At 43.6% G+C, this 13,044-nt stretch carries 11 protein-coding genes, 1 pseudogene and 1 other annotated feature; of the genes and pseudogenes, 3 read left to right on the top strand and 9 right to left on the bottom strand.

Annotated features, from left to right (window positions below; genetic code table 11):
- The 6 genes and pseudogenes from I1A59_RS06205 to I1A59_RS06180 form a co-directional block, all read right to left on the bottom strand.
- A pseudogene (locus tag I1A59_RS06205) lies at positions 1-188 on the bottom strand (ISLre2 family transposase); the annotation flags it as partial.
- Positions 189-993: 805 nt separating this feature from the next.
- Positions 994-1,287: a 50S ribosomal protein L27 gene (rpmA, locus tag I1A59_RS06200; RefSeq protein ID WP_003032879.1), complete on the bottom strand. Its 294-nt coding sequence runs from the start codon at positions 1,285-1,287 to the stop codon at positions 994-996.
- A 17-nt stretch (positions 1,288-1,304) separates the two neighbouring features.
- Positions 1,305-1,649 carry a ribosomal-processing cysteine protease Prp gene (locus tag I1A59_RS06195; RefSeq protein WP_179924257.1) on the bottom strand — a complete coding sequence of 115 codons (345 nt, stop codon included), beginning with the start codon at positions 1,647-1,649 and terminating at the stop codon, positions 1,305-1,307.
- A 14-nt stretch (positions 1,650-1,663) separates the two neighbouring features.
- Positions 1,664-1,978 (bottom strand): 50S ribosomal protein L21, encoded by a 315-nt coding sequence (gene rplU / locus I1A59_RS06190; protein ID WP_135037918.1) that lies wholly within the window; start codon positions 1,976-1,978, stop codon positions 1,664-1,666.
- Positions 1,979-2,010: 32 nt separating this feature from the next.
- Positions 2,011-2,082, bottom strand: a sequence feature (ribosomal protein L21 leader region).
- Between the two features lie 63 nt (positions 2,083-2,145).
- Complete coding sequence (thiI, locus tag I1A59_RS06185; protein ID WP_196091921.1) at positions 2,146-3,360, bottom strand: tRNA uracil 4-sulfurtransferase ThiI; 1,215 nt, start codon at positions 3,358-3,360, stop codon at positions 2,146-2,148.
- 2 nt (positions 3,361-3,362) lie between these two features.
- On the bottom strand, positions 3,363-4,505 hold the full coding sequence (locus I1A59_RS06180) for a cysteine desulfurase family protein (protein WP_196091920.1): 1,143 nt from the start codon (positions 4,503-4,505) through the stop codon (positions 3,363-3,365).
- Positions 4,506-5,301: 796 nt separating this feature from the next.
- Between I1A59_RS06180 and I1A59_RS06175 the strand changes: the two genes are divergently transcribed.
- Positions 5,302-5,721: a DUF6556 family protein gene (locus I1A59_RS06175; RefSeq protein WP_196091922.1), complete on the top strand. Its 420-nt coding sequence runs from the start codon at positions 5,302-5,304 to the stop codon at positions 5,719-5,721.
- 70 nt (positions 5,722-5,791) lie between these two features.
- On the opposite strand, the gene I1A59_RS06170 is transcribed toward I1A59_RS06175, so the two are convergent.
- A complete protein-coding gene (locus I1A59_RS06170) occupies positions 5,792-6,238 on the bottom strand; it encodes a GNAT family N-acetyltransferase (protein ID WP_196091919.1) in 447 nt (148 codons plus the stop codon).
- A 259-nt stretch (positions 6,239-6,497) separates the two neighbouring features.
- Here I1A59_RS06170 and I1A59_RS06165 point away from each other — a divergent pair, with 259 nt between their 5' ends.
- Positions 6,498-6,656: a hypothetical protein gene (locus I1A59_RS06165; RefSeq protein WP_196091918.1), complete on the top strand. Its 159-nt coding sequence runs from the start codon at positions 6,498-6,500 to the stop codon at positions 6,654-6,656.
- Positions 6,657-6,820: 164 nt separating this feature from the next.
- Positions 6,821-8,194: a tRNA uridine-5-carboxymethylaminomethyl(34) synthesis GTPase MnmE gene (gene mnmE / locus I1A59_RS06160; RefSeq protein ID WP_196091917.1), complete on the top strand. Its 1,374-nt coding sequence runs from the start codon at positions 6,821-6,823 to the stop codon at positions 8,192-8,194.
- A gap of 61 nt (positions 8,195-8,255) precedes the next feature.
- Here mnmE and parC read toward each other — a convergent pair whose 3' ends face one another.
- Together parC and parE are read right to left on the bottom strand one after the other, a co-directional pair.
- Positions 8,256-10,691 (bottom strand): DNA topoisomerase IV subunit A, encoded by a 2,436-nt coding sequence (parC, locus tag I1A59_RS06155; protein WP_196091916.1) that lies wholly within the window; start codon positions 10,689-10,691, stop codon positions 8,256-8,258.
- A 153-nt stretch (positions 10,692-10,844) separates the two neighbouring features.
- On the bottom strand, positions 10,845-12,785 hold the full coding sequence (parE, locus tag I1A59_RS06150) for a DNA topoisomerase IV subunit B (RefSeq protein ID WP_196091915.1): 1,941 nt from the start codon (positions 12,783-12,785) through the stop codon (positions 10,845-10,847).
- Positions 12,786-13,044 lie beyond the last annotated feature (259 nt).

The raw sequence follows: 13,044 nt of genomic DNA, 5'->3' as shown, positions 1-13,044 counted from the left end.
TCCAGACCTAAGGCCCTATCTAAAGGAATGAAACTTTTCTCACCTTGTTTCCGAAGACGACGGCGTTTAAAAGTTACTGTACCAAACAAAAAGGTTATCTGACGTTCCTCCAAACGATCAATAGACCAACCATCTTCTAAATAGGGCTGAATCAGAAATTTATCCAGCAATTCTAGACAGTGGCTTAGATAATCTATGAATAACTCAGAAAAAAGCAATAAAAAAACTTCCTCAACTTCGGATAAATTTTGACAGTCCCCTTTAATTTCTCGAAAATCTCTGATACAATAGTCATAGGTTCTATATCCTTTCGGGTTGATTTTGCACTTCCTAGGATATAGGACTTTTTTATTTTTTTCAATCGGCTACCGAGAATTATTTTACACTAACGTACTTATTTGAAACTTTCTTGGAAAGTTATATCAGCAAGCTGCTTTGTAATAAAAGCAAAGTAAAAGACTCTAAAACGATTGTTAATGCCCTTTTGGATCAACTCATGCTCATTCAATTTCAAAATCTGACCTTGTCAAGCTTGACGGTGAGCTGATTGATGATCTACTTTGCATGCATTATCGATAGGATTCAACAGGTCTCCCAGACCTGTTGTATAACACCATCATCGGCTTTCCCAGTCATCTCTTTAAAAGATTCGAGTATCAATTCTCAGAATTCTCTCGATTCTACTCTTAACTTGAATACAAACGGAACTTACAGATATGGGTACCAAGTTGGGTACAAAAAAAATAAGGCTCTCCGAACATACGGAAAGCCTTATTTCATAAGTATTTAGGATACCTCTTTTTTAAATCAAAAAGAGGCGATAGAATGGTTGAATAAAGTCTCAACCATCCTATTTCTGTTAGTGAAATCACTATGACGCAGTGGTTGATTGGTGTTTTCGTTCGTTTTCAAACTCCGAAAACAACCGAATCAACTGTGCGGAGGTTGGACTACGATCGATTTTTATAATTAATATCGTTCTGTCCAACTCTCTTATTTCGCGATTGGGTAAACAGAAACTTGTTTCTTATCGCGACCTTTACGTTCAAAGCGTACTACACCTTCAACTTTAGCGAAAAGTGTATCGTCACCACCGCGACCTACGTTCACACCTGGGTAGATGTGAGTACCGCGTTGACGGTAAAGAATAGATCCACCAGTTACAGTTTGTCCGTCAGCAGCTTTTGCTCCAAGACGTTTCGCTTGTGAATCACGTCCGTTAGATGTGGAACCTCCACCTTTTTTGTGGGCGAATAATTGCAAGTTAGCAAGATTCATTTTCAACATAATTGTTTTCCTCCATATTAGCTTTCAGTGATAACTTTTGTTTGTACAAACTCCGACGAGTCTTCCGCCAAATTTGCCATACCGAGAAAGAAGGATTCAAAAAAGAGTTGAGCCATCTCTCTCTGATGAGGGGGAATGCTTTGTGGAATCTCCACGCGTAAAAAACCACCCTCGGTTTCGTTTAATTCTAGATGCGGTTCGAAGCCTGCGAATTTCTCAATTGAATTCACAAAATTAATAGCAAGCGTAGAAACCGACGCACACACGACATCAAAGCCGTACTCGCCACTGGCAGCATGTCCAGTAATTTCTGCACTCCTCAGCTCGCCATCTTCGGCTTTTTCAAAGACTGCTTGTATCATGTGTTCACCTCTAATTAAGCGTTGATTGCGTTAATGACAACTTTTGTATAAGGTTGACGGTGACCTTGTTTACGGTGGCTACCTTTTTTAGGTTTGTACTTGAAAGTTACAACTTTCTTTTGTTTTCCTTGTTTTTCAACAGTTCCAACTACAGAAGCGCCAGCGATTACAGGAGTTCCAAGGACAGTTTTTTCACCACCTACAAGAACAACTTCGTCAAAAGTAACTTCTTGACCTGCTTCAACGTCCAACTTCTCAACGTAGATTGCTTGACCGACTTCAACCTTAACTTGTTTTCCGCCAGTTTTGATAATTGCGTATGTGCTCATTATGCACCTCCTATAAAATTTTTCGGGTTTCCCCTTTTGTGAAGACTCGCCTAGCATCGTGGGGCGAACCACTTAAAACGATGTTCGTGCGGTTGCACAGGATGTGCATAGTCAACTCTTGTATTCTACCCCATTCAAAATAAAAATGCAAGAGAAAATTCAATTTTTTAAAGCAAATCCTCAATTAAATCATCGACTTGGTCTTGTTGGACTTGAGGAGTGATTTCCGTAACTTGAATACCTGCAACAGCTCTTTCGACTAATCCGTCAACATCCAAACGTTGTTCGTACTGCTCCACATTTTTGATTTTTGGATTGGTTTTAGGGCGATCAGGCGCAAAGATGGTACAACAGTCTTCGAAGGGTTGGATGGAAATATCAAAAGTATCGATGGCTTGGGCGATGTCAATAATTTCCAATTTGTCCATGGTCACCACTGGACGGATAATCGGAGTGGAACTAACCGCGTTGATAGCCTGCATACTTTCAACCGTTTGACTCGCAACTTGCCCCAGACTTTCCCCATTCACAATAATCTGACCACCTCGAACTTCTCGAATGCGATCCGTGATGCGCAACATAAAGCGACGAGTCAAGGTCATCAAATACGCTTCAGGCGCTTTTTCTTTGATTTCTTCTTGAATCTCTGTGAAGGGGACTTCAATAAACTGAATATTGCCACCAAACTTGGTTAATTTCCGTGTTAAATCATGGGCCTTCTTCAAAGCACCAGGACTGGTATAAGGAGGACTGGCAAAATGCACAGCTTCAATTTCCACACCACGCTTGAGGGCTAAGTAACCAGCTACCGGTGAATCGATTCCTCCAGACAGCATCAACATTCCCTTTCCAGAGGTTCCCACTGGTAGACCACCAGCAGCTCGAATGCGTTCATGTGTCAGATAGGCTGCTTCTTCTCGAATTTCCACTTGAAGATTGATATCTGGTCCCTTCATGGCAACTTGCGCATAAGGGAAGTTGCGGAAAACAACGTCTCCCAATGTCACATTTAATTCACGGGAATCCTGCTCGAAGCTATGATCGCTCCGCTTGCTTGAGATTTTAAAGGTCATCCCTTCCTGATAGATGGACGACATAATCTCTAACACTGCCGCTTCTAAGGCCGGAATAGATTTCTCAACCTTGTAGACGGGAGAGAAATTCTGAATCCCAAAGACTTCTTTCAAGTTTTGAGCAACGGCTTCATAATCAGCCCCATTCAAGTAGACATGCGCCCGATCTCGATCTGCGGTAATTTCTACCTGGGGAAAAGGAGAAAGGACATCCTTGATATTGCGGCGGAGTTGTTTAATAAAACGCATACGGTTTTTCCCCTTGGTGGACAATTCCCCGTAACGCACCATAATTTCTGAATATTGCATGTTTAACGTACTTTCCTTGTCTGTTGATAAATCAGTTTAAAGGTGGTTAAAAATTGTTCCACCTGTGCCATAGTATTCTCCCGTGAGAAACTCAAGCGAACGGCTGAACTTGCACGATTCCCAGGAACCCCCATTGCAATCAAAGTACCCGCAGGTTTTCCAGCCTTAGCTGAGCAGGCACTGGTAGTAGAGACAAAAATGTCGTAAGATTCCAAAGCATGTAAAAGTACCTCACCCCGAACGCCCTTGATTCCAAACGTTAAAATATTCGAACTATAACCGTCTAAACCTGAAAAGATTTCTACATCCTCATACTTGGACAACTCTTGGAAAAGACTAGCTTTGATAGCTGCCATTCGTCCTTGAACCAGGTCTTGCTCCTCCAAGGCCAAGCGAAGTGCCTTAGCCATAGCTCCGATGCCCGCCAGATTCTCAGTAGTAGACCGGCGATTCTCCTCTTGCCCACCACCTGTAAGCAAGGGAGACAGCCGTTTTCCCTTCTTAAGAAAAGCAAATCCTACACCCCGCAGCCCATGAAATTTGTGACCCGAAAAACTCGCAAAATCAACACGTTCCGGCAAAAATAAGGAGAGATCCACCTTACCAAGCGCTTGAACTGCATCCACGTGAAGTGAAACCTTGGGCCAAGCCTCCAAAATGCTGGCAATTTCAGGAATGGGTTGAATACGACCAATCTCATTATTCACGGCCATAACCGAGACTAAGATTGTATCCGGTCGAATCTGTGAAGCAAACTGCTCCACATCAATCTGCCCTGTCTTGTCAACTGGAATGAGCTCCACCTCAAAACCCTGCTGCGTCAACCATTGGGCAGACTCTGCAATGGCAGGATGCTCCACCGCTGAAATCAAGATATGGCGCCCAAAATCTTGCTTCTCGAAAGCCACACCTTTCAGAATCCAGTTGTCGGCCTCGGTGCCTCCAGAGGTAAAAACAATTTCCTGAGGATCCTTCCCAATTAAATCCGCAACTTGTTTACGTGAGGCCTCCAAAAAACGATGAGCCTGATTTCCAAGTCGGTGCAAACTAGAAGGATTTCCCCAAATTTTTGAAGCTATTTCTGTATAGGTGGCCAAGACCTCCGGATAAGGACGGGTAGTGGCCGCATTATCAAAATATATCATGCTGACTCCTTGTTTTCAATGTTCCTATTATATCACTAGTTTTTGATAAAGCCGCAGCAAAAGTCACAAAACTTGGATGCAAGGTTAAGGTTAGGAACTCTAGCCAAAAAAATCGACAAACACCCAGCTACTACGTCAAAAGCACCAAACGAATCTTCAGAAAATCAACCACACTCGAATGCTTTTTCCATTTAATATTCATTAAACTTCAAAATCTGACGTTGTCAAGCCTCTTCGGTGAACTTTAGTTCTACCATCATCGGCTTTCCTAGTCATTTTTTTGAAATTTTTCGAGTATTCCGATTTTGAAGTTTGTCCAGTATAATTCACGACGATTGACTGTCAGTTACAGTTATACTTCCATTCCCTTTTCTCGATCTTCCAGCATCTGGGTGCCAATATCAACAAGATTCCTATTCCTACAGAAAAAAGCTGAGTAAAAATTTCCAACCTCTAATTTTTATTTAGTTGAAACTCTTTGACGCAGTGGTTTATTGGTGTTTTCGTTCGCCGTTCAGACTCTGAAAACAACCTAATCAACTGTGCGGGGGTGGGAAGACGAACTCTTTTTGACCAAAGGAGTTCTTTCCCACTCCCGTCGATTTTAAGTATTTGGTTGGTCGGCACCCCAACATCTCAGATACCTCAATAGGTGCGGCAGGAACCATTGCTGCCCTCAAACACTTATACTTCCTAAAGTCTACCATAAACTTTGCAAATTAATCCTGTGGAACCCAGTTCAATCTTGAATTTTCTTCTGCCCCTAGCTATAATAGGAAGAGTAAAGGAGAACATCATGACAGAATTATCAAGACGTAAGAAACAAAAATCAAAGAAACCAGTCATTGACAAAGAAAAAACCAAACAGAAGTTAAATTCCGGTCTTAATGCCTTTCAACGAACATTGGCCATTGTTGGTGGTATTCTTGGTTTGATTACGGCCTCCATTACCATCTACACCTTTATGAACCGGAACAACCCTTCCAATGGGAATTCCAACCCCGTTCAAACCATTATTCGCCAAATTCAAGGCAACCCAGAAGCACCTAGTTCAAGTAGTCAGGTAGAAACTGGAAATACTGAAACAATCCCTTCCTCCAGCGAAACAGTGACTACTAATGAGAGTTCAAGTCAAGAACCTACAATTGAAACCAATAATTCAGCAACAACCGAGGTTCCAATCACAAGCAGTGGAGAAGCTACTGGAACTGAATAACTTTCAAAAAAAAGTTGAGACTGCCAAAATTCATCTCAACTTTTTCTTTTGTCTTCAAATTTTCCCATCTCTATATAAACTGTCGCTTCATTTCTACATGAGGGATTCCATCTTCCAAAAATTCCTCAGAAGTCACATGAAAACCAAATTTTTCATAGAATCCAATGGCATAAGACTGAGCTTCGAGTACAATCTCTTCCAAGTTTCCCGTCTGAACTAAATAGTCAATGGCTTGCGCCATAACTTCAAAACCATGTCCCTTCCCTCGCGTTAATGTTAAAACACGCCCAATTTGATAGCGGTTCCCTTCATTATCTAAGGGAATCATCCGAAGATAGGCGACCAACTCCTCTTCTTCCTTTAGCAAAGCATGCAAACATGTGTCATCCACCCCATCGATATCCTGATAGGGACAATTTTGCTCCACTACAAAAACTTGGACACGTGCCTGCAAAAGAGCGTACAACTCACTCTTACTCAATTGCTCAAAGCTTTTAATTGCGATATCTAGAGTCATTTAGCTTCCTCCTCTTTGTTACTAGCTCTAGTTTAACACAGTCGTACTGGAAAATGCTAGAATAGGAAAAGAGAGATACTTATGTCGAATAAGGGACTGACATTCTTTCCCGGAATTGGAGGATCTTATGAAAGATCAACCTCCGTTTTATTATAGAACATGGTTTCTTTCACGTTTGTTCTTCATTGCCCCAGTTACCTGTTAGATATCAGCCATTATTGCTATGAATTTGCTCCTTCAATCAAGAACCGAATTCCCTTTGCTCAAGAAGGATGAGATTGAAAAAGCGCAAAAATTAATGGTCGAGGCTGAAGAAACTCTTAGGAAAGCTAAGTTAGGTGCCGAAAGATTGCTTCAAGTAGCTAAAGAAGAAGCTGAATCAATCGTGAGGGAAGCCAGAGAACAAAATTCTAACTAAATAAAAATAAATGAGCCCACTGTTTCCCTCAATCCTTACACCCATTGTTACAAAAAAAGAGATTGCAGACTGTGACAAAATCAAAAAATTTTCTAAACATTTGGGCCAGATTTGGGACAAAGAACACAAGAATGCTATTAAATAAAGGATTTTAAACACATATTATGATTACCAAAGAATTTGATACTATTACCGCTATTTCCACTCCCCTTGGTGAGGGAGCCATCGGCATTGTCCGACTTTCTGGTTCGGATAGTTTAACCATTTTGAAAAAAGTTTTTAAGGGAAAGAACCTGGATCAGGTGGCTAGTCATACCCTAAACTATGGACATATTATCGATCCGGATAAAGATGAAATCCTGGATGAGGTCATGGTTGGCATTATGCTGGCTCCTAAGACTTTTACCCGTGAAAATGTTGTCGAAATCAATACACACGGCGGCGTGGCTGTTACCAACGAGATTCTTCAGCTGTTGATTCGGCAAGGGGCACGTTTGGCCGAACCGGGTGAATTCACCAAACGCGCTTTTCTAAACGGCAGGGTTGACCTGACTCAAGCTGAAGCCATTATGGATTTAATCCGTGCCAAAACCGATAAGGCGATGAATATCGCAGTCAAACAATTGGATGGCTCTCTTTCGCAGTTAATCAATGATACCAGGCAGGAAATTCTAAATACCCTGGCTCAGGTTGAGGTCAACATCGACTATCCGGAATACGATGATGTGGAGGAACTGACCACTCAGCTGCTGCGAGAAAAAACAGCAGACTTTGAGCAGTTGCTAACCTCCCTGCTTCAGACAGCCCGCCGAGGAAAAATCCTTCGCGAAGGGATCACGACTGCTATTATTGGTCGTCCCAACGTTGGAAAATCGAGCCTACTCAACAGCCTCCTGCGAGAGGATAAGGCCATTGTAACGGATATTGCAGGTACGACACGGGATGTCATTGAGGAGTATGTCAATATCCAAGGCATTCCGCTCAAACTCATTGATACAGCGGGAATCCGTGAAACCGAGGATATTGTTGAGCAAATTGGGGTTGAACGCTCCCGCAAAGCTTTAGCTGAAGCAGATTTGGTTCTACTCGTTCTAAACTCGAATCAAGCTTTGACAGATCAAGATCGTCAACTCTTGGAAATAACTCAGGATATGAATCGAATTGTTCTCCTCAACAAAACAGATTTAGAGTCCAATATTGAAAAGGATCAAGTGCCCGCAGATGCAATCCCTATTTCTGTGCTGACACAAGATAACTTGGAAGCGATTGAAGAACGGATTAATCAACTCTTTTTCGAAAATGCTGGTCTGGTCGAGCAAGATGCCACCTACCTGTCAAATTCTCGTCACATTAGTCTCATTGAAAAAGCTGTAGCCAGTCTCCAGTCTGTGAACGAAGGCCTAGAACTCGGCATGCCTGTAGATCTTCTTCAAGTCGATTTAACGCGAACTTGGGAAATTCTCGGAGAGATTACCGGAGATGCAGCACCGGATGAACTCATTACACAACTCTTCTCCCAATTCTGTTTAGGAAAATAAATAGACTCTGCACTTGCAAAAAAACCAACCTCACATGGGGTTGGTTTTTTGAGATTCAATTTTAGATAGTTACAGTTTCAGCTTCTTCCACTTTCAAGTAGGCTTCCGCTACACCAGCTTCTGCCAACTTTTCATCAATGAAACTACCGTTTGAAGTTCGCTCTAAGAGACTTACGTGTGCTAGTTCAACTGGATAGGTTTGCCCGCTTTGATCCAAAACTTCCAAAAGTCCAGGTCCATCGACAGAAATTGGTCCTGCCATAAAGACACGATGGGGTGCTTTCTTCAATTCTTTCAAGACTTGTAAACCACGACCAGCTCGACCAGCTAGTGGGAAGTCCGTTACACGATTGGCCTTAATGGCACCTCGTTGCGTGAGCAGATAGAAGGTCTCCGAGGTAACTGGGAAAGCCGCTACCAGCCAATCATCTGCTTTGAGGTTCATCGCCTTAACACCCGCTGCTTTGGCACCGACTTGAGGAACCTCTTCAGCAGCAAAGTGTAGCGCGTAGCCCAAGTGACTGATGGCCAAAATAGACTCTTGCTCAATTGGCGAGACGGAGATAACCTGGTCTTGCTCACCCTTGAGTTTCATATACACCGTTGATTTAGACTTATAGGTCCGCCAAGGTTTGATTTCTGAGAGCGCCAAACGCTTGATTTGACCAGATTGACTAGCAACCACATAAGTCCCTGCTTCAAAATCCGACACAATGTGCGCAAAGACAATCTCTTCCTCCTTGCCGAAATTCGTGATGGATTGACTCAGATGCTCGCCTAAATCCTTCCAACGAATATCCGCCAGCTCATGAACTGGGCGATAGATGACATTTCCCTTATTGGTAAAAAGCAAAAGGTGCTGAGTTGTTTGACAGGACGCCAAGAGGATTAAATGGTCATCCTCCCGCTTGCCCATCTCCTCTAGGTTAGAAGCAGAGAAGGAACGAGGACTGGTTCTCTTGATGTAGCCTGCCTTTGTCACTGACACATAGGTATCCTCAGCCACAATCAAGCTGGAACTATCAATCTCAATCGTCTGAGCCTGATCTTGTAACTCTGATAAGCGAGGAGAAGCAAAAGTCTTTTTAACCTGTCGCAGCTCTTTTTTCATGAGGTTAAAGAGGGTTCCTTCGTCCCCAATGATCGCTTGCAAGGTTTGAATCGTCTCTTCCAATTCACTTTGCTCAGCCAGCAGGATTTGCACATCTGTATTGGTTAAGCGATAGAGTTGCAAGGTGACAATCGCTTCCGCTTGTTCCGACGTGAAGTCATAAGTGGCTTCTAGATTTTTCTTGGCATCTGCCTTATTCTCCGATTGGCGAATCAAGGCAATGACTTCATCCAAGATCGATACCACCCGGATTAAACCCTCTACAATATGAAGGCGTTTTTCCGCTTTCGTTTTTTCAAAACGACTACGAGCCAGAATCACTTCTTGGCGATGCTGAATATAGCTGGTCAGAATGCGATGCAGACCAACTTGTCGTGGAGTGGAATGGTCAATGGCCACCATATTAAAATTGTAGTTGATTTGCAGGTCGCTGTACTTGAACAAGTAATTTAAAATCAATTCAGCATTGGCATCCTTTTTCAACTCGATGGCAATCCGCAAACCTGAACGGTCAGTTTCATCCCGAACTTCAGCGATTCCAGCAACCTTATTACCCAAACGGATATCATCAATCTTTTTAACCAGACTGGCTTTATTGACTTCATACGGCAACTCCGTCACCACAATCTGTTGCTTCCCACCTTTAAGAGCTTCGATTTCTGTTCTGGCACGAACTACAACGCGCCCTTTTCCAGTTTCGTAAGCCTTACGTATTTCATCCTTGCCTTGAACAATTCCACCAGTAGGGAAATCGGGTCCCGGGAGGAAGGTCATCAACTTGTCCAGTTTGGCATTGGGGTGGTCGATCAGATAGACCACAGCATCGATAACCTCGGCGAGGTTATGAGGCGGAATGTCCGTCGCATAACCAGCTGAAATCCCTGTAGCCCCATTTACTAATAGATTGGGAAAGGCCGCCGGGAGAACCGTTGGTTCTTTTTCTGTATCATCAAAGTTCCAGGCAAAGGGAACCGTTTCCTTGTCAATATCCAGAAGCAGGTAGTCTGAAATCTCGGACAGGCGGGATTCCGTATACCGCATGGCGGCAGGTGGATCCCCATCCATGGAACCATTGTTCCCGTGCATTTCGACCAAGATTTCACGGTTTTTCCAGTCCTGACTCATCCGCACCATGGCATCGTAAATAGACGAATCCCCATGCGGATGAAAATTCCCCATAATATTTCCGACAGCCTTGGCCGACTTGCGGTAGCCTTTCTCAAACGTATTGCCGTCTTTATTCATGGAATAAAGAATCCGGCGTTGAACAGGTTTCAGACCATCCCGAATATCTGGCAAGGCCCGATCCTGAATGACATATTTCGAATAGCGTCCAAAACGCTCTCCCATAATGTCCTCAAGGGACATAGTTTGAATTGTCGACATCAGATTCCTCTTAGTTGATTTTCTTATACTCATTAAATGTCAAAATCCGAATTTGTCAAACCTTCTTGATGAACTGTAGTTGGTCCTTCATCGGTTTTCCTCGTCATTTTTTGAAATTTCGTGAGTAATTCTGATTTAGAAGTTAGTTAGGTCTTAAAATACACTAGACTCTTCCAAGGTGAAGGTGACATTTTCCTCAATCCACTTGCGGCGTGGTTCAACCTTGTCTCCCATTAAGGTAGACACGCGGCGTTCAGCACGCGCAACATCGTCAATGGTAACCCTGATTAAAGTACGCGTCTCTGGATCCATAGTGGTTTCCCACAATTGATCGGCGTTCATCTCCCCCAACCCTTTGTAACGCTGGACAGTAGCACCTTTCCCAAATTGTTTGCGAAGTTCCTGTAGTTCCTGATCTGTCCAGGCATAGGCCACTTCTTCTTTGGCACCTCGTCCCTTAGACATTTTATAAAGCGGTGGTAGGGCAATGTAGACCCGGCCAGCTTCGACTAAGGGTTTCATATAGCGATAGAAAAAGGTCAAGAGCAGGGTTTGGATGTGGGCACCATCGGTGTCCGCATCGGTCATGATGATCACCTTGTCGTAGTTGGCATCATCAATTTGGAAGTCTGCGCCTACGCCCGCACCAATCGTGTAGATCATGGTATTGATTTCTTCATTTTTCAAGATGTCCGTCATCTTAGCCTTGGCCGTGTTAATAACCTTCCCTCGAAGGGGGAGAATAGCTTGGAATTTGCGGTCCCGTCCTTGTTTGGCAGAACCTCCGGCAGAATCCCCCTCGACTAGGAAGAGCTCGTTTTTAGCAGCATTCTTGGATTGAGCTGGTGTTAACTTACCAGATAGAAGCCCTTTATCCTTTTTCTTCTTACCAGATCGGCTAGCATCACGCGCCTTTCTTGCCGCCTCCCGTGCGTCACGGGCTCGAATGGCCTTGCGAATCAAGTTTGCGGCCATTTCCCCATTTTCCATCAGGAAATAGGTTAATTGCTCATTCATGATCCCTTCGACAAATGGTCGAGCTAAGGGACTGCCTAACTTATCCTTAGTTTGTCCCTCAAACTGCAAATGCTCTTCAGGCACAAGCAAGGATAGAACCGCGGTCAAGCCTTCACGGTAATCGGAACCATCCAGATTCTTCTCCCTCTCCTTAAGAAGTCCGGTCTTGCGAGCGTAGTCATTCATGGCCTTGGTCAAGGCTGTTTTCAGACCTGTCTCATGGGTTCCCCCATCCTTGGTACGGACATTGTTTACGAAGGATAAAATATGATCGGAATAGCCATCGTTATATTGGAGAGCTACCTCAACCTGAAAGCCTTGATCTTCGCCCTTGAAATCTAAAATAGGGGTCAAGACCTCTTTCCCTTCATTGAGGTAAGCCACAAAGTCTTGAACCCCATTCTCGTAATGGAAAGAGACTTCATCCCCAGATCGCTCATCCTTGAGGCTAAGAGTAACATCCTTGAGCAAAAAGGCTGATTCATTCAAGCGATCGGCGATTGTTCCAAATTTAAAATTGGTCGTCGAGAAAATGGCGGGATCTGGCATAAAGTGAACCTTGGTACCAGACTCAGATTTCGGCGCTTTGCCAACCTTTTCCAAACCTGTTACCGGAGTTCCCCCCATTTCGAAACGCTGACGGTAAACAGCGCCATCCCGGGTAATTTCCACCTCTAGCCACAAGGATAGGGCATTCACCACAGAGGATCCAACCCCGTGCAAACCACCAGATGTTTTGTAACCACCTTGACCAAACTTACCACCCGCATGGAGAACCGTGAAAATCACTTCAACGGTTGGTTTCCCCAGCGCGTGCATCCCGACAGGCATTCCACGTCCATGGTCGGCAACAGAAATGGAGCCATCTTGATGGATCACCACATCGATGCGATCTCCAAAACCAGATAAGGCCTCATCGACAGCATTGTCTACAATTTCCCAAACCAAGTGGTGCAGACCCACTCCATCGGTTGAGCCAATGTACATTCCAGGACGTTTCCGAACCGCGTCCAAACCTTCTAAGACTTGAATGGCATCATCATTATAGGCTGTTAGACTGACCTCTTTTTTTGCCATAGTGTCCTCCTTGTTTTCAGTACTTTCTATCTTACCAATTTTTCAAGATTTTGCAAAAAATAACGAAAGATTCCTTTGACGAAAGTAAGAAAAGACCAAAAGTTAGAACCCTTCTGGTCTTTCTATTCGATATACTCTTGGGCACCTCTAAAAACTAAACTCTTAAAAATTCGAACATTGATTTATCAAGATTTCTACGACATGATTTGATGCAAAACCGGAGTTTTTCGAGGTGCCCTTATCTTTTATTACTGTGTTA

Source organism: Streptococcus sp. NLN76 (assembly GCF_015686645.1).
Taxonomy (GTDB): Bacteria; Bacillota; Bacilli; order Lactobacillales; family Streptococcaceae; genus Streptococcus.
This window is presented reverse-complemented; position numbering and strand designations above follow the sequence as displayed.